The following is a 19,934-nucleotide window of genomic DNA, read 5'->3' on the forward strand; positions in this document are numbered from 1 at the left end:
ATCCCCCCTTTTTATTTAAATGAAGCAATTGTACACTCCATCTTATTGATAATATTGAATATTTCGTCTTTTTTTGTTTTTAAAGCAGCTTTATTCACAATCATTCGAGCAGATATTGGATACATTTCTTCAAATACAATCAACCCATTTTCTTGTAATGTTTTTCCTGTCTCTACAATATCAACGATTGCGTCTGCTAATCCTAGCAATGGAGCTATTTCCACAGAACCCTCTATTTTTATAATCTCTACATCTTCCCCTTTCTCTCGAAAATAGTTAGAAGTAATATGCGGATACTTTGTAGCAATCCTCTTTTTTCGATACCCTTTCGGATTATAGGTTGGAATAGAGGCAACACAAAACTTGCAACACCCTACACCTAAATCAACCATTTCATATATATCTTTCTCGTATTCCATTAAAATATCTTTTCCGACAATCCCAATGTCTGCAACACCATGTTCTACATAAGTCGCAACATCTACCGCTTTCACTAGAATAAATGAAACGTTCGTACTGGCGCTTTGGAATACAAGCTTCCTTCCTTTATCCATCAATTCCGAACAATCAACCCCAATTTTTTCAAATAGCGGAATGACATGTTTCTCCAGTCTCCCCTTCGTTAACGCAATTTGAATGTTACGCATGAAGTTTCCCCTTCTTTCTGTATCACCCATTTTTCTTTCCATACATATTCCACTAATGCTTTTCCAGTGGCTTCAATTACTTTGATAATTCCATTCTTCTTTGCAAACTGAAATGTATCTTGCAAATTCTCAAACATAGATAGTTCTACTTTCCATCCATCTTTCTGAAGTAACCCACGTAGTCTTTCTGCTTCAGCTATCATTTCCAAAGAATAATGAATAATCATATCTAAATTTTTTCGCTGGAACGTTTTTTGCTGTTCTTGTAATGTCCGGGCAATTTGATTTACTTGTACAGCTAAGCCAACTGCTGGCATTGGTTCTCCAAAATTACCAAGCAACTCATCATATCTTCCGCCACTAACGATTTCTCCTCCAACATCATATATATATCCTCTAAATATAACTCCTGTATAATAATGCAAATGTTGAATCATCCCAAGATCAATCGATATATATGAACCATATCCTAACTTTTCAATCGTTTTATAGATTTCTTTTACTCTCAAGATTGCTCGCTTCATTTCATGATTTGAAGCAAGTTTTTCCGCTTCTTCAATCACTTCAAGTTTTCCAAATAACCTCGGTAACCTTTCAAGCAACTGTACCGTTTCATCACTTCGATTTAAATTCTTTTCTTGTAAAAAACGAGATAGCTCTGCATAATTTTTACTTTCAATATACGTACGTAGGAGCGACTCCTCTTCTTCTCCAAATGACAGCTTTTTAACAATACATTTGTATAACTGAACTTGCCCCAACTCTATTGTAAAAGATTGAATCCCTACAGCTTGAAGAGCATGGATTGCACTTACGATACATTCAATTTCAGCACGTATATTATCAATCCCGATTATTTCAATTCCTGTTTGAATGATTTCATTGTATTTTCCAGATAGGGATTCGTTTGCCCGAAATATGTTCCCACTATATGTTAGTTTCAAAGCCAAATCCTCCCGGAGCGTTCCCATTACCCTCGCTAGAGGAATTGTCATATCAGGTCTCAAAACGATAATTCGCCCTTGCTGATCAAAAAACTTATACATTTTCTCTTCATCTATCGGCCTATTACGAAAAGCAAAAACATCATAAAATTCAATCGTGGGTGTTCGAATTTCTTCATAACCCCTTTCTAAAAAAGTACGTCGTAATTTTTGTTCAACTTCTTCTATTAACGTACACTCTTCAAATACATAATCTCTTGTTCCATCTGGATTTGCTCGCTTCCATTTTGTCATACCGATTCACACTCCTTTAAGCTCTCATCAGTAAACTTCCCCTTTTAGTGTATGGCCTACCATAGCAATCACGAACAAAATAAAAAGGACCTTGTAGAAAAAATACCTACAAGGCCCTTTTTAGGGTGTAGGTACAACGGGAATAACCCTTGTACCTACACGTTGTTCACGCTAGGTTCAAGGGTTACGTATGATGATGTAATTGTGTTAGTAAAGTGACAGATTGTGCTGTAAACATTGCCATTACTCCCTTTCTCCTCTTATTTTCACATAGTATATAACATTAAATTCAGAATGTAAATATAATTCGGACTTTATATGCATTTTTAAAATTGCAGCTCACTAAAACATGTATTAAATCATTTTGATTTTTCGACATATAAGCTGCTGCTATGACGAATAAAAGGTGACTTGCGCTCATTTCTTCTCTCTGTTTTTACTTAGCATGAGGCAGGAAGAGGATCTGACCGCTTCTATGCACGGTCGGATTCTCTCTCCCACCTAAAAAAGTGGTTTATGTGTTTTTTAATTTGAATTTGTATAGCAAACTAGTTTTCGTTCATATTCTTGAATTTTTCGTTCATATTGAAGCGTGATTCCAATTTCATCTAAGCCACTTAATAGCTTTTCTTTCCACATCGTTTCAATTGTAAAATGAAAACGATATAGCGAGGTTATAATCACTTCATTCTCTAAATCAACTTCTATGACATCTCTTGGATCAACAGCTGCTAGCTTTTCACGCATTTCTTTTTCCATAACGATTGGCAGCATGCCATTTTTCGTACAATTCATATAAAAAATATCTGCAAATCCCCCCGCAATAATAACTCGAAATCCATAGTCAGCAAGTGCCCATGGCGCATGCTCTCTTGATGAACCACAGCCAAAATTTTCACCTGTAATAAGTATACTTGCTCCTTTTCGCTCAGGTGAATTTAATGGAAAATCCGGATTCTCTTTCCTGTTATCCTCATAACGCCACTCATCAAATAAAAATTCCCCAAAACCCGTGCGTTCAATCCTCTTTAAATATTGTTTTGGAATGATTTGATCTGTATCAATGTTATCGTTCATTAATGTAGCAACAGTCCCTTTATGAATACGAAATGGCTCCATCATAACTCTCCTTTCTCACATCAACGAAATGACCATAAAGTGCCGCTGCCGCTGCCATCGCAGGACTAACTAAATGTGTTCTCGCACCCTTTCCTTGTCGTCCTTCAAAATTCCGATTGGAAGTAGATGCACAATGTTCTCCTTCTGGCACTTGATCTGGATTCATTCCGAGACACATAGAACACCCAGGCTCTCTCCACTCGAATCCTGCTTCTTCAAATATACGATGCAGTCCTTTTTCCATCGCGGCTTTTCGTACTCTTTTAGATCCTGGTACAACAAGAGCTTGCACCCCTTCTTTTACCTTTTTTCCTTTTACAACGGCTGCGGCAATTTCTAAATCTGATAAACGAGAATTTGTACAAGAGCCAATAAATACATGCTGAACCGGAATTTCAAATGCACTTTTCCCTGGCTGGAGCCCCATATATGCAAAAGCTCGTTCATCATTTTTATCACGTGTTTCTGGCAATTGTTCATCGATACGCATGCCCATACTTGGATTTGTTCCCCACGTTACATATGGAGCTAGTTTAGCAACATCTACTAAAATACAAGTATCGTATATTGCATCTGGCTCAGTATAGAGCCCCCTCCAATTCGCTACTGCTGAGTCGAACTTTTCCGGTGCATACTCGCGCTCCTTTACATAAGCAAATGTTTTTTCATCTGGCGCAATAATCCCTGCTTTTGCCCCACCTTCAATCGCCATATTACAAAGTGTCATACGCTCTTCCATTTCCAGATTTGCAATTGCTTCTCCGTAAAACTCCATCACATATCCAGTTCCAAATGCTACCCCATATGTAGCGAGAAGATGTAAAATAATGTCTTTTGCATACACCCCTTTTGGCAATTTCCCTTTTAATTCAATTCCCATTGCCTTTGGCTTTCTCTGCCATAATGTTTGAGTGGCTAATACATGCTCGACTTCACTTGTACCAATCCCAAACGCCAGCGCTCCAAAAGCTCCGTGTGTTGCTGTATGACTATCGCCACATACAATGGTCTTTCCCGGCTGCGTTAGTCCTAACTCCGGACCAATAACATGGACAATCCCTTGATTTTCATCATCAATATCCGCTAACGGAATATCAAATTGCTTACAATTTTCACGAAGCGTATCTAATTGTTGCTTCGCAATACGATCTGTAATATTCCAAACATCCTTTGTTGGAATATTATGATCCATCGTTGCAAATGTTAAATCCGGTCTCCGAACATTCCGATTTGCAAGCCGCAAGCCTTCAAAGGCTTGCGGCGATGTTACTTCATGCACGAGATGAAGATCGATATACAATAGGTCTAATCCATTTTCATTTGTCGCGACAACGTGTCTTTCCCACAGCTTATCTAGTAACCTTTTCGCCATTATCTCCCTCTCCCTACTAACGCTTGTTCTTCCATTTCTTGCAGTACACACTTCGTAAAAGAAGATGTTGTTTCATTTCCACCTATATCAGCTGTGCATTTACCAGATCGAAGGACTGCGGAAATTGCTTCTTCGATTGCTTCTCCTTCTCTTCTTAAGTCAAATGATTGCCCGAGCATCATTGCAACTGAACGCATCATTGCAATTGGATTCACTTTATTTTTCCCAGCAATATCTGGTGCCGATCCATGGATTGGTTCATATAGCGAAGGTCCGTTCTCCGCATGACTTGCCGAAGGAAGCATCCCTAGTGATCCCGCTAATACAGATGCTTCATCACTTAAAATATCGCCAAATAAATTCTCTGTTACAATGACATCAAATCGGGCCGGGTTACGAATCAATTCCATCGCGGCTGCGTCTACTAAAATATGTTCAAGTTTAACATTCGGATAGCGAAGTGCTACTTCTTCTGTTACTTCCCTCCAAAGTTTACTCGATTCTAAAACATTCGCTTTATCAATAGAAGTGACTTTTTTACGACGTTTACTCGCCAATTGAAAAGCGTAAGAAACAATGCGCTCAATTTCATGACGATGATAAGTAAGCGTATCTGTTGCTACCTCTTCTGTTTTTTCTTTTGGAAAAGAGAAATAAATACCGCCTGTTAATTCACGAACGACAACAAAATCCACCTCATCAGCCGCCTTCAATGGAGATAAATGGGCAGTCGCTGCATCTACAGTAACAGGACGAACATTAGCAAATACACCAAGTCCTTTTCGAAGCGCAAGCAACCCTTTTTCTGGTCTTTCTTTCGCTTCGTCCCAGCGCGGTCCACCAACCGAACCTAGTAATACTGCATCACTTGCTAAACATGCAGCTAGTGTCCTTGACGGTAATGGTTGCCCAAACGAGTCAATCGCAGCCCCTCCAAATTGTTCATCTTGTAAATAAAAATGGTGACCGTATAACCGTTCTATCATGCGTAATACTTCCTTGGCACTCTCCATAATTTCTGGCCCAACACCGTCACCTGCTAAGCAAACAATACGTTTTTCCAATGATCAGCACCCCTTTTTATTTAACTGATTATTCTGAATTCATTTAAGTGAAGTGGGGGGTATTCCCCCACTTATCAAACATTACTTTGCAATCAATAACAAAGCCTTTAATTTTCCAGCTGCATGCACATAAGCTCTAGCTGATGCTTCTAATACATCTTGCGCAACACCAAAACCTGAAACTTGATGCTTTCCTTCTTTCAATTCAACATGAACATGAGCAAGTGCATCCTGACCTTGTGTAATGGATTGAATGCGATAATCAGCTAACTCACACTCAAGTTCTAAAATTCTTTGAATTGCATTATAAATCGCTTCAATACTACCTGCTCCTGTCGCTGCATCTTCATATACATTACCTTCCTCATCTCCCAGTGCAACCGTTGCACACTGTGTACTATTCGATACAAAATGTACCTGCAATTGTTTAATGTTATACTGCTGCGCTAAAAATGCAGTTTCTCCTAGTACTAATGCACGTAAATCTTCTTCTGTAATCTCTTTTTTACGATCTGCTAATCTCTTAAATGCACTGAATGCTATATCTCGCTCTTCTTCTGTAAACTCATAACCGAGTTCCTTCATTTTTTCAGTAAACGCATGGCGACCAGAATGCTTTCCAAGTACAAATAAATTTTGCGCTTCACCAACTAGTTCTGGTTCAATAATTTCATATGTCGTTACTTCTTTTAATACACCATCTTGATGAATACCCGATTCATGCGCAAATGCATTCGCTCCAACAATCGCCTTATTTTTCGGAACGATCATACCTGTTAAACGACTTACTAATGTACTTGTTGCCTTAATCTCTTTTAGTGTTATAGAAGACTCGGCATCATAATAGTCTTTTCTAATGTGCAAAGCAACTGCTACTTCTTCTAACGCAGCATTACCTGCACGCTCTCCAATTCCATTTATCGTACCCTCTACTTGCAGTGCCCCACCTTCAATGGCCGCTAATGAATTCGCTACTGCCATACCAAGATCGTCGTGACAATGGCAAGAAAAAATTGCTTTTTCATAAGAAGGAACATATTCTTGTAAGTATTTAAAAAGAGAATAATATTCTTCTGGATTTGTATAACCAACTGTATCAGGAATATTAACAACATCCGCTCCAGCACGAATCGCAACTTCCACAGCTTCTGCTAAAAAAGGATGAGCTGTTCTTGTTGCATCTTCTGCGGAAAATTGCACTGTCGGAAATAAAGATTTTCCTAAAGCTACAGAGCGATGAATACTATCTAGTACATCTTCTTTTGACATACAAAGCTTATATTTCATATGAATATCACTCGTTGCCAAAAAGACGTGTAACCTCGGCGATACTGCACCTTTTACCGCTTCATACGCTCTCTGAATATCACTTTCCTTCGCCCTTGCTAGACTCATTACAGAAGCATTTTGAATCGTTTCCGCAATACGTTTTACTGAACAAAAATCCCCTTCAGAAGCTGCTGCAAACCCCGCTTCCATTACGTTGATTCCAAGTTTTTCTAATTGCCTGGCAATCTGTACCTTTTCTTGTTCATTTAAATTAACTCCGGGTGATTGTTCGCCATCACGAAGCGTCGTATCCATGAACAAAATCTGTTTCATATTATTTAACCCCCGCTCCTACTTTCGGTTGTACAAACGGCATCATTTCACGTAATTTACGTCCAACAACTTCAATTTGATGTTCATTTTCTTGTGCGTTTGTTGCATAGAAATGTGGTCTTCCTGCTTTATGCTCTGCAATCCATCCTCTTGCAAATGTGCCATCTTGAATTTCTTTTAACACTTCACCCATCGCTTTCTTCGTATGCTCTGTTACCACACGCGGTCCTGATACAAAGTCTCCCCACTGCGCTGTATCAGAAACAGAATATCTCATATTTTCAAGTCCACCTTCATACATAAGATCAACAATAAGCTTCAGTTCATGTAAACATTCAAAGTAAGCAAGTTCTGGCTGATAACCAGCATCTACTAATGTTTCAAATCCTGCTTTTACAAGTGCAGTAACACCTCCGCAAAGTACAGCTTGTTCTCCAAATAGATCCGTTTCTGTTTCTTCTTTAAATGTAGTTTCTAATACTCCAGCTCTTGTTGCTCCAATTCCATCTGCATAGGATAATGCTTTTTCAGTTGCTGTTCCTGTCGCGTCTTGGTATACAGCAAACAACGCTGGAACAGCCCCGCCCTCGGCAAATGTACGACGTACTAAATGTCCTGGTCCTTTCGGTGCTACTAGAAATACATCTACATCTTCTGGTGGTGTAACTTGATTAAAATGAACGTTAAATCCATGTGCAAACACTAATGAATTCCCAGCTTGTAAATTCGGTTCAATTTCTACTTCATATACTTCCGGTTGTAGTTCATCTGGAAGTAGAATCATTACTACATCAGCAAACTTTGCTGCCTCCGCGACTGGATATACTGAAAAACCATCTTCTTTCGCCTTTTCCCATGACTTTCCTGACCTTAATCCAACTACCACATCAAAGCCGTTATCACGTAAGTTTTGTGCATGAGCGTGACCTTGTGATCCATATCCAACAATTGCTATTTTCTTTCCCTTTAATACATTTCCCGCTACATCTTTCTCATAATAAACTTTTGCCATTTTCTTTTCCTCCTATATTTAAATGATTAATGAATTAGCATAATTTGTTTATCTTGCTTTTTCATACTACGTGTAAATGCAGTAACACCTGTTCTAGCAATTTCTTTTAAGCCATATGGGCGCATTAGCTCAATGAGAGCTTCTACTTTTTCTTGTGTACCCGTTACTTGTACGACGATGGAATCCTTCCCAACATCTATTACAGCGGCTCGAAACGGTTCAATTAGACTATATAATTCCGCCCTCGATACACTTGTTGTCGCCACTTTAATAAGAGCGAGCTCCCTTGCAATCATCGCTTCTTCTGTTATATCCGACACTTTTAACACATCGATTTGTTTATGAAGTTGCTTAATCAGCTGCTCCACTTGTTGTTCGTTTTCAACATGAACAACAAATGTCATTCGTGAAATATCAGACGATTCTGTATGTCCAACAGAAATACTTTCAATATTAAAATGCCTCCTGGTCATAACACCTGTAATTCGATTTAGAACCCCGCTTTGATTTCGAACTGTCGCCGTAACAATTCTTTTCACTGTCCCTTCACCCCTTCCATTTGGTGAACCCCTTTTCCAGGAGCAACCATCGGCATAACTTTTTCAGACTGTAGTACTCTGCAATCAATGACAACAGGCTCTTGCAAATCAATTGCCGCTTGCAACTGATCCCTCGCGAGTAACGGATTTTCAATTCGCACCCCTTTTATGCCATATGCATGGGCCAGTGCTACGAAATCAGGTTGACAAGAGAGCAACGAGTGAGAATATCTTTGATTATAAAATTCATCTTGCCACTGTCTTACCATCCCTAAAGCTTCATTATTTAAAATCAAAACTTTAACCGGTAAAGAATGTTCTTTCAATACACTTAGTTCTTGTAATGTCATTTGAAAGCCCGCATCACCAACAACGGCTACAACTAATTCTTTCGGTCTTGCAATTTGTGCACCAATAGCAGCTGGAAAACCAAATCCCATTGTGCCAAGTCCACCTGATGTTACCCATTTATCTGGGTCTTTAAGCGGATAATATTGAGCAGCCCACATTTGATGCTGACCAACATCTGTTGTAACAATTGCTTTTCCTTTTGTAATTTCATACAGCATATCAATTGCTGCTTGGGGTTTAATCTCTTTAGAATCTTGATCATAGAAAAATGGATATTGTTCTTTTCTGCTTTTTAAAAGTAATAACCATGCACTATGATTTTCTTTTCTCCCCTTACACTCGAGCAATGCCTCCAAAGCATGTTTCGCACTAGCTACAATTGGAATTTCTGTAGGAACATTTTTTCCAATCTCTGCTGGATCAATATCAATATGTGCGACTGTAGCCTCTTTGGCAAAGTACTCTAGGTTCCCAGTAAGACGATCATCAAATCTTGCACCAATATTTATAAGTAAATCACACTCATACAACGCCATATTCGCTGTATATGAACCATGCATCCCCCCCATTCCTAGAAATAATGGATCATTTGGCGGAAATCCTCCTAGTCCAAGAAGTGTATGCACAACAGGTATACAGTGCATTCGTGCAAAATCTATTAATTCTTGCGAGGCTTTTGCATGCAATACACCTGCTCCAGCTAAAATCAGTGGCTTTTCTGCAACAGCAATCGCTTGTAATAATTTGTTGATTTGCAATAGATTGGGCTCATAGTGTGGTTGATAGCCTGGTAAATCCATTTGCACGTCACTACATCGTTCTCCTTTTTCTACTACCATGTTTTTAGGAAGATCAATAACGACTGGTCCTGGTCGGCCCGTTTGTGCAATATGAAACGCCTCTTTAATAATTCTTGGTAAATCCGATGCCCTGCGCACTTGATAATTATGCTTAGTTACTGGCATCGTGAGCCCCATAATGTCCGCTTCCTGGAAAGCATCACTTCCAATTAACGTTGTAGCTACTTGACCTGTGAAAACAACAAGTGGTAATGAATCAATCATTGCATCTGCAAGACCAGTAATCACGTTTGTTGCACCCGGACCGCTTGTCGCAATCACAACACCTGGTTTCCCTGTAACGCGCGCATATCCTTCTGCTGCATGAATCGCTCCTTGTTCATGTCTTGTTAAAATATGAGGAATTTCACAATCATAAATTGCATCATAGAGCGGTAGAACAGCACCTCCCGGATAACCAAATATAACTTCTACCTCTTCCTTTCCTAACGCTTCTAACAACAGCTGTGCACCAGTTGCCATTTTCTCTTCCGTTTTTGAAGACATTTCTCTTACAAACCTCCTTTAAAATTGTTTTATACAATAAAAAAATCCTACGTCCACACTCCAGCTATGTGCTGAAGGGACGAAAGATTTCGCGGTACCACCCTTCTTTGCAAGAATACTTCTTGCCTCAGTGACTCAGGGGATGAGTCTAGCTAATAACGGAGCTACCGTCTAAGCCTAGACAAACGCTTCAGCTTAGCACTCAAGGGCGATGTTCGTCGACGTGAACCATCGGTTTCCAGCAACCACCGACTCTCTGTGAGGCTTCACAATCAACTACTCCTCCCTATCAACGCTTTACAAATCTATAATTTATTACACTTCTATCATCCAACTTTATTTTCTTCGTAAATCTTCTCTCCATCTTCGACAACTAATTTACGAAACTCTTCCAATAAGCGATTGGTATGTGGACCTGTTTTTCCAGCCCCAATCGTTCTTCCATCAACTGTCGTAACTGCAATCACTTCAGCTGCAGTTCCTGTTAAAAACACTTCATCAGCTACATATACATCGTGTCTTGTAAATAATGCTTCTCTTACGTCATACCCAAGCTTTTCTCCAATTTCCAAAATAGCGTTTCTTGTAATACCTTCTAACGCCCCTGCAGAACTTGGTGGTGTAATTAATTTATTTCCTTTTACAATGAACACATTATCACCAGATCCTTCTGCAACATAACCTTGCTCATTTAACATAAGTGCTTCTTGCACACCAGCAAGCTTTGCTTCAATTCGAACTAAAATATTATTTAAATAGTTCAAAGACTTTACTTGTGGTGTTAATACGTCCGGACGATTACGACGCGTCGCAACTGTCACAACCGGTATCCCCTTTTCATAATATTCTGGCGGAAATAAGGATAACTGTTCCGCAATTACAACTACATTCGGTTTCGAACAAGAATCAGGGTCTAACCCAAGATTCCCAGCACCTCGTGATACAACTAAACGAATGTATCCGTTAGATAGCTTATTTTGACGAATTGTCTCAACAACAATACTTGTTACTTCTTCTAACGTATATGGAATTTCTAACATAATGGATTTTGCTGACTCGTATAAACGAATAAGATGTTCTTTAAGTCTGAAGACATTGCCACTGTAGACACGAATTCCTTCAAACACCCCATCACCATATAAATAACCATGATCATATACTGAAACTTTTGCTTCGTCTTTTGGAACAAATTCTCCATTTAAGAAAATCCATTGCTCATTCACTTAAAAGCGCCTCCTATGTTCTGTGAATTTTTTATTGTTTCCTAGTTTACTCTCCTTTTTAAATAAATCAAGTTAATTTTTTGAAAATTTATAATTTTAAAATTTATGTACATCCTTGTTTATATTGATTTACCAACATTGTTAACGTTTACAAAATGTCAAAAAATTTTTTTCGCCATTTTTCATCCTAAAAAATATTTGTTTAGAAGAAGGATTTTTGTCAAATGATGCGAATCTATTGTATTCAATAAACGAACGTCCGATTTCGTATATTCGAGAATAAAAACGACTTTTGATTGAAAAGGGGGAAAAAAGCAAAATAAAAATTGTATAAAAATAACAATCATATTTTTCATGTAACTTTCATAATCCTATTTTTAAAAAACAAATTGTCAAATGAAGGAGGAAAATAATATGGCGTGTGTACAAATTAAAGGAACGAGACAAGAGGTAGTAGAAATGTTACAACTATTTGATTTAATGGATACGAAAGGATTGTGTAAATTTAACAATTACGTAGAGGTGCATCCAAATGAAGAACAGAATAACAATTTCACTGCTTCAATTGACATTCAATCAAATGATGATTCTTCCCAAGATCAATTAAACGATCAATTTGTAAGTCAAATGCTAACTGGTGTATATAACGATTAATAAGTCAACACTCCTATCCTGGATTTACATCCTCTCACCATCTTTTTCTCAAGTATATAAATATCCGTTAAAAATTTGAGCATATTACTAGATGGTAGGGGGTGAAAATCATGGCGAAAATCGGTGTTGAAAATTCTTTAACAGATGTTCAACAGGCACTGCAACAAAAAGGATATGAAGTAATTTCACTACGCTCTGAAAACGACGTGCAAGGATGCGATTGTTGCGTCGTAACTGGGCAAGATTCTAATGTAATGGGAATTAGTAATGCAGCTATGAAAGGTTCTGTAATTAAAGCAAGCGGCTTAACAACGGATGAAATTTGTCAACAAGTTGAAAGTAGACTATAATTGCGTGTCTATTGTATGTACCTTATACAAAAAGAGAAGTCTCCTTATGAAAAAGGAGACTTCTCTTTTTTATATTCACCTAACGGGAAAGTAACATATACTGGATGAAAGCCCTACCTCTCTCTCATCAACACGGTTCCTCTGACCGTTCCTTGATACACTAGTATGTGTATAAGCTTATAAATGTAACTTTTAGGGTTCGTTCACAAAAGTTGTTGATAAAATTACCCGATCTTTCGCAAACTTTTCATGTTACATTTATAAGAAATATCCAATATATACTAGATGCGACCGAGACACGAAATGTAATTTTAACATTTAACAACCAATTCGTCAATGTTTATTTTAACAAAACAAAAACAGACATCATGATCTGTCTGTTTTAGAATGGCGCTTTTTCTTTTACTACATAAACAACAAATCCGCTTACTAACATACATAAGCCGACAGTAAAATCCTTGATGTTAATCATAACTACCTCTCCCTTATTTCATCAATCATATATATTTACTTTTCAGTTATATTTATCGTCCTTAAACACACTTTTTCTAATATATCATAATTCCTAAAAAATGCAAGTTAACTTTTTAACGACCGTTTACAAACTTATCTACAGTACTTGGAACTGTATTCAAAGCTTTTTCAATCAAGTGTGTACCACTATGTAAATGTAACACTTGTACACCGCCAGATCCTACCACTAAAAACGCAACCGGGTCGATTGAAACCCCTGCACCACTTCCGCCTCCAAATGGATGTACTTGCTTCACCTCTTTTGGTTGTCCTTGTCCTGCCGAACTTTTTCCTAACGATGTTTCCCCTTTAAAATCACTTCCCCCTGCGCCAAAACCAAAGGCAACTTTTGAGACAGTTAAAACAACATTTCCGTCCGCTGTTGAAACAGGACTTCCGACAATTGTATTCACATCAACCATCTCTTTTAAATTTGTCATTGCAGTTTTCATTAAGTTTTCAATTGGATGTTCCATCATTTAAACCACCTTTTTCCTCTTAATTCTTTTTTATATTTTCCAAAATAGAGGAACTCATACCAAGTTTTACAATTCATAAAAACAACAGTCTATTATCAACTTTTTCAGCCTACAATCTAAAACCAATATAAATCCCCTTCACCCCATCCTGATATATCTCCACTTTGATTTTTCAATATATAAGTCGACTACGAAGAGAAAAAATGACTTACACTCATTTTCTCTCTGTTTTTAGGTTGGCATGGGACAGGAAAGAGGGCTGACCGCTTCTATGCATAGCCGATGCTCTCTCCCGCCTAAAAAGAAAAATTCTATGTTGGTTTTTAATTTGTATTTATATACATTGATGTTATGACGGTCTATTTCTTGCCGGATAAAAAAGAGAAAGATATACATACTACTAATGAACCTTGTTATGAAAGGAGACATTATTTTGACTGATAAATTTAACGAACAACATAGAACTGAAGAAGGGGATTATAAAGAAGAATACGCAGCAGAGGTTGCTCCTCAGCGTATCAACTATAATGATAGAGATGACGTGAAATCAAAAACAGCTGGTTCAACTGCTGGTTTTATTGCACTTGCTCTCGCTATATTATCTCTCTTTACATTCCCTACACTTTTTGGGCTTGTTTCCGTTTTACTTGGCATTTATGCTTATAATCGCGGAGCTACTGTAACTGGTGGTATCGCTGCGATTGTTGGCGGCATTGCTGCACTTGTTGCTCTTTTATTCCGCGCTGCAATCATCGGTTTATTGTTCTCACTTTTTTAAAGAAAAAAGGTATCTCGCGCTTTGCGAGATACCTTATCCTGTGAAAACATCTTCTGATGGATATCGAATTTTTTGCTTTGCTGGCCGCGCTAGGGAAAATACAAGTGTTAATGGACCAATTAACCCGCAAAACATAACAAACATAATGATACATTTTCCAACGGCTGATAACTTCGCTGTAATTCCCATTGATAATCCAACTGTACCAAATGCAGAAATCGTTTCAAACAACAATTGAACAAAACTGAAATTATCTGTTAGCATAAGCAAAAATACTGCTACAAAAATAAGGATTTGGCTAGCAACAGCAATTGCCAAAGCTCTTGTTACCGTAGACATTTTAATGTTACGACGGAATAAAACAAAGTCTTCTTTTTTTCTAAAAAAGGCTACAACCGATGTAATTAAAATAACAAATGTCGTTAACTTAATTCCCCCACCTGTTGAAACACTGCCTGCACCAATAAACATTAAAATCATCGTAAACAATATTGACGATTCTTCCATTCCTCCATAATCAACCGTATTAAATCCTGCCGTCCTTGGGGTAATTCCTTGGAAGAATGAAGCCCATAATTTTTCACTTAAAGATAAAGGTCCTAATGTTTTCACGTTGTTATACTCCAATATAAAAATCACAATGATTGCAATAACATTAAGAGCTACTGTTCCAATAATCATAATTTTCGAATGAAGTGATAGTTTCTGAAAACTACGGCTATACCATATATCAATTAATACCGTAAAACCTAAACCACCTATAACAATTAAAGAACAAATCCCAATATTAATAATAGGATCCCCTACATAACGTGTTAAATTATCAGGCCAAAGGGCAAATCCGGCATTATTATAAGCTGCAATAACATGAAAGATACTATAATATAATCCCTTCCCGAAACCAAATTCCGGAATAAATCGAATAGATAAAAAAACAACTCCTATTAATTCGATACAAATAGAAAAAATAAAGACACGCTTTACTAATTTTACAAGCCCACCTATATTCGTTTGATTAAACGCTTCTCCAATTAATAATCGGTGGCGTAATCCAATTTTCTTTCCTAATACCCATACAATTAAAATAGCAATTGTCATTAATCCAAGACCACCTGTTTGAATTAACAACATAATAATAATTTGACCAAACATTGTAAAAGTACTAGCAGTGTCTACAACCCCTAAACCTGTTACCGTTGCTGCCGATGTTGCTGTAAAAAAAGCGTCTACCCAACTAATTGATTCTTTTGTCGCAAATGGTAATTTTAATAATAGTCCCCCTACAACAATTAAACAAAAAAAGCCTATTGCTAAAATTTGAGGCGGGTTTAGTCGAATTAAACGATTATAAAACCCTTTTTTTGTTGTTGCTTCCATATCACTAACTCCCTTAATAAAGTAAAACCTCTATCCGTATGCTAATCGTTCGTTTTGAATGGACAAAATCTTACGGAAAGTAATTTTTTTACCTAACTTTTTTCAATTCCTCATGCTTTTAAATCGAACTCATTCGCGTAGATGAATCTTTATACTCTCATAATATAGTTGAGCATAATCCTTTTTTTTATAGATTTCAACTTTTATTTTCCTATACTTCTAAACAACGATCAGCAAATTATTTCGCTCTTATTTTCCTCATAGAAACTCGTTCCTTAAAAGGCTTTAATACACAATTTCCCTCTACTTTTACTGAATCTTACAGTGAAGATGTTGCTACTTGTTAATATCAAGTAAGGCTCATCTAAAAAATCCCCCTACCTTTCACTTCGAATTCACATTGAAGTCACATCTATCTTTTATATTAGAACTATCGAAGCTGTTCCTCCCTAATAATGAGGCATTCCCCAGTGTCTCGAACAGCTTTCCATCCCTAATTAAAATTGACATAAATTGTCCCCTTCCATGGCCATCTTGCACTAACAAGATGGTCTATTTTTTATTCACCATAATAGCTCTCTTACCGATTCACTAACTATTCATTCGACTATAAAGCCTCTAACTATTTTTCACCTTTCATCTATGATTCAAAAAGAGTAAAACTTTTAAAATCCCCACATCTTTCACTTCAAGTTCACATTGAGGTCACATCTATCTTTTATATTAGAACTATCAAAGCTGTTCCTCCCTAATAATGAGACATTCCCCAGTGTCTCGAACAGCTTTCCATCCCTAATTAAAATTGACATAAATTGTCCCCTTCCATGATCATCTTGTACTGACAAGATGATCTATTTTTTATCTTAAAATATGATTCCTATTCTTCCATATGCTATCAAATAAGAATAATAGAATACCTATCACTATACATCTATTCTATAATTTAAAATATTGATATGAATAATTTCAGAAAATCCAGTCAAACAATATACTCTTTCAATACAATACAATAAAAATAGAATACAATTTCACAAAAATTAAAAAAGGAGTGAATATATTCACTCCTTTCTTGATTTACTTCCTTTTTTTGAACGGTATTCTTTCCCTTTATTATCATTACCAGTTACAAATTCAGAGCTAAACTCTTGTTGAAATTGCCCTGTTTTTGGTGAACCTTGATTTCCACTTCCTTGACTACCATTACGATTTGTCATCTTCCTTCCTCCTTTCATATTGGTAGTATGTCTTTCCGATCTCAATCATACACATTACATTCTTCAATTTAATGGAATATACTTTTTTCATTTTGACTCTTCTTTAAAAATCATGGAATTTTAACTCATTTTATATAAATTGAAACTTTAATCAACTCCACCTAATGCTGAAATTTGAAGTAGTTGTCTTACTGCCCGCAAATAGCGGGATAAATAAAAAAATCTTCCCAAAAAGCAGGGAAGTTTTTTTACTAAACACAGTTCATAAGATTTCTCTCTATATAAGTTTTTTTGAAATAGATATCATTACATGCATCTCTTCTTCAGATAGTGCTGAAAACCTTTCTTGTAAATACTGTTTTTTCGCAAATTCCATTTTCGCAACTAACTCTTTTCCTTGTTCCGTAATTTCTAAATATACAACACGACGATCAGATGTAGAACGGGAACGTGTCACAAAACCTTTGTTAATTAGCTTTTCTGTAACAGCTGTAATATGACTGTTTGATACATGCAGTTCATTTGCTACACGAGAAACCATCTCTTTTTCATTACGATTTAATATACGAAGTACAAGAAACTCATTCCATGGTATGTAATCTCCAAAAATTTTTCCAATATCATTACGCAATGAACGAAACATAGCAAAAACATTTGCAGATAAATCCTCCATTAATTGTTCACGATTATGAGACACCATTTACATCTCCTTTTTATTTCATATAGTTAAATAAAAACTTTATTAATTATATTACCTTATATCTTACATTTTGTCATCTTTTTTCCCACAAAACCCCTCATACCATATTCACTTACTTGACAGATATGCTTCCAAAACGAAACACATTTAGAAAAAATCCTCACCCTTCACTAGAGCACGTATCATTTATTATCTATTTGGAAATAAATGATACAGGTTGCTTTTCTAACATGCTGAAACTCACATCAGCCACAAAAAGGGTGCGATTTGTCGCACCCTTTTTGTTTTGCTTTAATTATTTATCAAATATTCATGTTACAATAATATTATGAAATATTTTCCATTATATAAAATGAACCATTCAGAGGTGTATCATGAATCCAGATGAAGAAAAATTTTCGGATTTAAGCGGAAAAGATAAAACAATTGTTATTAGTAGTATTACCCTTCTTATCATTTTTGTTTTTGCATTCATTTTCTTTGTATATATCGGCATTTTTCGTATTATCGGTGTAGAATATACATCACGAACTGCACTACTTCTCTTTTTTTTCTTAATTCTTATACTCAGTGGCATTAGTAATTTCTTAACTTTATTTTTCAAAGTTCTTTTAAAGCCACTGCTCACGCTTATGCCAAAATGGATGGCTTTTTCACTCATTTCTTTCATAGAGATTTCAATTGATTGGCTTGCTATTCATACTGCAGATGATTGGATGGAAAGTGTTACGATTTCAAATAGAGCTGAACTACTTATTGTTCTTTTCTGTTTTATTTTGGATAAACTATGGCCGAATGATAATGAAAAGAAAAAATAAGATTACAAGCTTTTCTCTATAAAAATTGATACAATGAAAGTAAAATATACAAAAGAGGTGTTACATATGACATTACAACAATGGGCTGATAAAGGTATGTCCTTTGATACATACGTAAATAACATGACTGTAAACCAATATGAATTACTACATATTTATAATAACTTTTTAATTTCGAACGAATTGCTCCCTGTTTTAGAAGAGCGTCAACATGATGGATGGCGCGTTATTGTGCTAACAGCTGATTGGTGCGGTGATGCTCTTTTATGTGTACCTGTCATGAAACGAATTTGTGAAGTTTCTAATATTGATATGCGATTACTTATCCGTGATGAAAACCTAGCATTAATGGATCAATATTTAACGAATGGAACAGCACGTGCCATTCCAATCTTTATTTTTATTGATAAAGATGGAAAAGAACAAGCAGTTTGGGGACCACGTGCTCCAAAAGTACAAGAATTAGTGACTTCTATGCGTGCTACATTGCCTGAAAAAGACGATCCACAATTTGAAGAAAAACAGAAAGAAATGTATGCTAATTTCCGTGCAACATTAGCTGATGACACTTCACTTTGGGAACATGTCATGGAAAGTATGATTGAAAAAATAGTAAAATAAAAAAACTGCCGAATGGCAGTTTTTTTATTGCATAATGAAGAAATAGAACACCGCAGCTAAAATAAAACGATAATATGCAAATGGTGTTAACTTTACACGAGCTAATAATTTTAAAAATGAAACAATCGCAAGCATTGCTACAAGGAAAGCTGTAATAAATCCAGTTGCAAACAATGTGATATCCGCTGAACTTAATACGTCCCAGCTTTTAATTAAATCTAAACCTGACGCAGCGACCATCATTGGTACCGCTAAAATAAATGTATATTCAGCTGCTGCTGTATGAGATACACGAGCTAGTAATCCACCGCTGATTGTAGATCCAGAACGTGAAAATCCTGGCCACAATGCTAAACATTGGAACATACCAATTGTGAACGCTTGTTTATACGTAATCTCGTCCAATGTTTTTGCTGTACTTGGTCTTGAAAATTTCTCAGCAACAATCATTAAAATACCACCAACGATTAAACTAATAACAACAGGTCCTGGTCCAAATAAAACTTCTTTAATTGTACTATGAAATAAAACCCCAAGTACTCCTGCTGGAATCATACCAATAATGATATGTAGTAAATTTAAAGATGGTCCTTCTGTTACTTTTCCAATTCCAACTAATGACCACAAACGTTTCCAAAACACAACGACAACCGCTAAAATAGATCCTAATTGAATGACAACTTCGAATACTTTCGCTCTATCATCCTCAAATCCAATTAAATGCCCTGTTAAGATCATATGCCCTGTTGATGATACCGGTAAAAACTCCGTTAACCCTTCAACAGCACCCATGATTAATCCAATTAACCAATCAGCCACTGATAGTGCCTCCTTAATACCTTATATGTACTTTTTTCACACTTTATCATAATACCCTATCCATTTTCAAAGTGCATCTTTTTTTTCCTCTATTTCAC

General features: G+C 36.5%; 21 protein-coding genes and 1 other annotated feature. Of the genes, 5 read left to right on the top strand and 16 right to left on the bottom strand.

The window, feature by feature from the left end:
- Positions 1 to 11: 11 nt before the first annotated feature.
- The 10 genes from hisG to ilvE form a co-directional block, all read right to left on the bottom strand.
- The gene (gene hisG / locus AAIE21_RS07775; protein WP_343266232.1) at positions 12 to 647 is read right to left on the bottom strand and encodes an ATP phosphoribosyltransferase; all 636 of its coding nucleotides are present in this window, start codon (positions 645 to 647) and stop codon (positions 12 to 14) included.
- The gene (gene hisZ / locus AAIE21_RS07780; protein WP_343266233.1) at positions 623 to 1,885 is read right to left on the bottom strand and encodes an ATP phosphoribosyltransferase regulatory subunit; all 1,263 of its coding nucleotides are present in this window, start codon (positions 1,883 to 1,885) and stop codon (positions 623 to 625) included. The genes hisG and hisZ overlap by 25 nt, the downstream gene beginning before the upstream one ends.
- Before the next feature lie 525 nt (positions 1,886 to 2,410).
- A complete protein-coding gene (gene leuD, locus AAIE21_RS07785; RefSeq protein WP_343266234.1) occupies positions 2,411 to 3,004 on the bottom strand; it encodes a 3-isopropylmalate dehydratase small subunit in 594 nt (197 codons plus the stop codon).
- Positions 2,982 to 4,376 carry a 3-isopropylmalate dehydratase large subunit gene (gene leuC, locus AAIE21_RS07790; protein ID WP_343266235.1) on the bottom strand — a complete coding sequence of 465 codons (1,395 nt, stop codon included), beginning with the start codon at positions 4,374 to 4,376 and terminating at the stop codon, positions 2,982 to 2,984. Before leuC ends, leuD begins: the two co-directional genes overlap by 23 nt.
- The gene (gene leuB, locus AAIE21_RS07795; RefSeq protein WP_343266236.1) at positions 4,376 to 5,440 is read right to left on the bottom strand and encodes a 3-isopropylmalate dehydrogenase; all 1,065 of its coding nucleotides are present in this window, start codon (positions 5,438 to 5,440) and stop codon (positions 4,376 to 4,378) included. The genes leuC and leuB overlap by 1 nt, the downstream gene beginning before the upstream one ends.
- Before the next feature lie 81 nt (positions 5,441 to 5,521).
- A complete protein-coding gene (locus AAIE21_RS07800; protein WP_343266237.1) occupies positions 5,522 to 7,042 on the bottom strand; it encodes a 2-isopropylmalate synthase in 1,521 nt (506 codons plus the stop codon).
- Between the two features lies 1 nt (position 7,043).
- Positions 7,044 to 8,054, bottom strand: a complete 1,011-nt coding sequence (gene ilvC, locus AAIE21_RS07805) for a ketol-acid reductoisomerase (RefSeq protein ID WP_343266238.1) — start codon at positions 8,052 to 8,054, stop codon at positions 7,044 to 7,046.
- 26 nt (positions 8,055 to 8,080) lie between these two features.
- Complete coding sequence (ilvN, locus tag AAIE21_RS07810) at positions 8,081 to 8,593, bottom strand: acetolactate synthase small subunit (protein WP_016113993.1); 513 nt, start codon at positions 8,591 to 8,593, stop codon at positions 8,081 to 8,083.
- A complete protein-coding gene (ilvB, locus tag AAIE21_RS07815; RefSeq protein WP_343266239.1) occupies positions 8,590 to 10,290 on the bottom strand; it encodes an acetolactate synthase large subunit in 1,701 nt (566 codons plus the stop codon). Before ilvB ends, ilvN begins: the two co-directional genes overlap by 4 nt.
- 72 nt (positions 10,291 to 10,362) lie before the next feature.
- Positions 10,363 to 10,592: a binding site (T-box leader), on the bottom strand.
- Between the two features lie 24 nt (positions 10,593 to 10,616).
- Positions 10,617 to 11,513 (bottom strand): branched-chain-amino-acid transaminase, encoded by an 897-nt coding sequence (gene ilvE, locus AAIE21_RS07820; protein WP_343266240.1) that lies wholly within the window; start codon positions 11,511 to 11,513, stop codon positions 10,617 to 10,619.
- A 414-nt stretch (positions 11,514 to 11,927) separates the two neighbouring features.
- Between ilvE and AAIE21_RS07825 the strand changes: the two genes are divergently transcribed.
- Together AAIE21_RS07825 and AAIE21_RS07830 are read left to right on the top strand one after the other, a co-directional pair.
- Positions 11,928 to 12,167 carry a DUF3911 family protein gene (locus AAIE21_RS07825; RefSeq protein WP_343266241.1) on the top strand — a complete coding sequence of 80 codons (240 nt, stop codon included), beginning with the start codon at positions 11,928 to 11,930 and terminating at the stop codon, positions 12,165 to 12,167.
- 110 nt (positions 12,168 to 12,277) lie between these two features.
- Positions 12,278 to 12,517 (top strand): YkuS family protein, encoded by a 240-nt coding sequence (locus AAIE21_RS07830; RefSeq protein ID WP_343266242.1) that lies wholly within the window; start codon positions 12,278 to 12,280, stop codon positions 12,515 to 12,517.
- A 382-nt stretch (positions 12,518 to 12,899) separates the two neighbouring features.
- On the opposite strand, the gene AAIE21_RS07835 is transcribed toward AAIE21_RS07830, so the two are convergent.
- Both AAIE21_RS07835 and ytfJ read right to left on the bottom strand, forming a co-directional pair.
- Positions 12,900 to 12,989 (bottom strand): hypothetical protein, encoded by a 90-nt coding sequence (locus AAIE21_RS07835; RefSeq protein WP_017152626.1) that lies wholly within the window; start codon positions 12,987 to 12,989, stop codon positions 12,900 to 12,902.
- Between the two features lie 115 nt (positions 12,990 to 13,104).
- Positions 13,105 to 13,506, bottom strand: coding sequence for a GerW family sporulation protein (gene ytfJ, locus AAIE21_RS07840; RefSeq protein WP_174099524.1), 402 nt, complete (start codon positions 13,504 to 13,506; stop codon positions 13,105 to 13,107).
- A 418-nt stretch (positions 13,507 to 13,924) separates the two neighbouring features.
- Here ytfJ and AAIE21_RS07845 point away from each other — a divergent pair, with 418 nt between their 5' ends.
- Positions 13,925 to 14,287, top strand: a complete 363-nt coding sequence (locus AAIE21_RS07845; RefSeq protein ID WP_343266244.1) for an imidazole glycerol phosphate synthase — start codon at positions 13,925 to 13,927, stop codon at positions 14,285 to 14,287.
- Between the two features lie 33 nt (positions 14,288 to 14,320).
- Here the strand turns inward: AAIE21_RS07845 and AAIE21_RS07850 are convergent, their stop codons facing one another.
- The 3 genes from AAIE21_RS07850 to AAIE21_RS07860 all read right to left on the bottom strand — a co-directional run bounded on the left by AAIE21_RS07850 (position 14,321) and on the right by AAIE21_RS07860 (position 17,575).
- The gene (locus tag AAIE21_RS07850) at positions 14,321 to 15,664 is read right to left on the bottom strand and encodes a TrkH family potassium uptake protein (protein ID WP_343266245.1); all 1,344 of its coding nucleotides are present in this window, start codon (positions 15,662 to 15,664) and stop codon (positions 14,321 to 14,323) included.
- 1,058 nt (positions 15,665 to 16,722) lie between these two features.
- The gene (locus tag AAIE21_RS07855) at positions 16,723 to 16,878 is read right to left on the bottom strand and encodes a hypothetical protein (RefSeq protein ID WP_000184937.1); all 156 of its coding nucleotides are present in this window, start codon (positions 16,876 to 16,878) and stop codon (positions 16,723 to 16,725) included.
- A gap of 277 nt (positions 16,879 to 17,155) precedes the next feature.
- Positions 17,156 to 17,575: a MarR family winged helix-turn-helix transcriptional regulator gene (locus AAIE21_RS07860; RefSeq protein WP_343266246.1), complete on the bottom strand. Its 420-nt coding sequence runs from the start codon at positions 17,573 to 17,575 to the stop codon at positions 17,156 to 17,158.
- A gap of 377 nt (positions 17,576 to 17,952) precedes the next feature.
- Between AAIE21_RS07860 and AAIE21_RS07865 the strand changes: the two genes are divergently transcribed.
- Entirely contained in the window at positions 17,953 to 18,396 is a 444-nt protein-coding gene (locus AAIE21_RS07865; protein WP_343266247.1) for a YrvL family regulatory protein, read from the top strand.
- Between the two features lie 33 nt (positions 18,397 to 18,429).
- Positions 18,430 to 19,017 (top strand): thioredoxin family protein, encoded by a 588-nt coding sequence (locus tag AAIE21_RS07870; RefSeq protein WP_343266248.1) that lies wholly within the window; start codon positions 18,430 to 18,432, stop codon positions 19,015 to 19,017.
- Between the two features lie 24 nt (positions 19,018 to 19,041).
- Here the strand turns inward: AAIE21_RS07870 and uppP are convergent, their stop codons facing one another.
- Entirely contained in the window at positions 19,042 to 19,836 is a 795-nt protein-coding gene (gene uppP, locus AAIE21_RS07875) for a bacitracin resistance undecaprenyl-diphosphatase (RefSeq protein ID WP_343266249.1), read from the bottom strand.
- Positions 19,837 to 19,934: the final 98 nt, after the last annotated feature.

This window comes from Paenibacillus sp. 102, assembly GCF_039549175.1.
Classification (GTDB): Bacteria; Bacillota; Bacilli; order Bacillales; family Bacillaceae_G; genus Bacillus_A.

Excerpts from the sequence above, each read along its gene's own strand:
- leuD (WP_343266234.1), bottom strand. The coding sequence starts at position 3,004 with ATGGAGCCATTTCGTATTCATAAAGGGACTGTTGCTACATTAATGAAC.
- ilvB (WP_343266239.1), bottom strand. The coding sequence starts at position 10,290 with ATGTCTTCAAAAACGGAAGAGAAAATGGCAACTGGTGCACAGCTGTTG.
- leuC (WP_343266235.1), bottom strand. The coding sequence starts at position 4,376 with ATGGCGAAAAGGTTACTAGATAAGCTGTGGGAAAGACACGTTGTCGCG.
- AAIE21_RS07800 (WP_343266237.1), bottom strand. The coding sequence starts at position 7,042 with ATGAAACAGATTTTGTTCATGGATACGACGCTTCGTGATGGCGAACAA.
- AAIE21_RS07830 (WP_343266242.1), top strand. The coding sequence starts at position 12,278 with ATGGCGAAAATCGGTGTTGAAAATTCTTTAACAGATGTTCAACAGGCA.
- AAIE21_RS07865 (WP_343266247.1), top strand. The coding sequence starts at position 17,953 with ATGAATCCAGATGAAGAAAAATTTTCGGATTTAAGCGGAAAAGATAAA.
- hisG (WP_343266232.1), bottom strand. The coding sequence starts at position 647 with ATGCGTAACATTCAAATTGCGTTAACGAAGGGGAGACTGGAGAAACAT.
- ytfJ (WP_174099524.1), bottom strand. The coding sequence starts at position 13,506 with ATGGAACATCCAATTGAAAACTTAATGAAAACTGCAATGACAAATTTA.
- AAIE21_RS07825 (WP_343266241.1), top strand. The coding sequence starts at position 11,928 with ATGGCGTGTGTACAAATTAAAGGAACGAGACAAGAGGTAGTAGAAATG.
- AAIE21_RS07870 (WP_343266248.1), top strand. The coding sequence starts at position 18,430 with ATGAAAGTAAAATATACAAAAGAGGTGTTACATATGACATTACAACAA.
- AAIE21_RS07835 (WP_017152626.1), bottom strand. The coding sequence starts at position 12,989 with ATGATTAACATCAAGGATTTTACTGTCGGCTTATGTATGTTAGTAAGC.
- AAIE21_RS07850 (WP_343266245.1), bottom strand. The coding sequence starts at position 15,664 with ATGGAAGCAACAACAAAAAAAGGGTTTTATAATCGTTTAATTCGACTA.
- AAIE21_RS07855 (WP_000184937.1), bottom strand. The coding sequence starts at position 16,878 with ATGACAAATCGTAATGGTAGTCAAGGAAGTGGAAATCAAGGTTCACCA.
- AAIE21_RS07845 (WP_343266244.1), top strand. The coding sequence starts at position 13,925 with ATGAAAGGAGACATTATTTTGACTGATAAATTTAACGAACAACATAGA.
- hisZ (WP_343266233.1), bottom strand. The coding sequence starts at position 1,885 with ATGACAAAATGGAAGCGAGCAAATCCAGATGGAACAAGAGATTATGTA.
- ilvC (WP_343266238.1), bottom strand. The coding sequence starts at position 8,054 with ATGGCAAAAGTTTATTATGAGAAAGATGTAGCGGGAAATGTATTAAAG.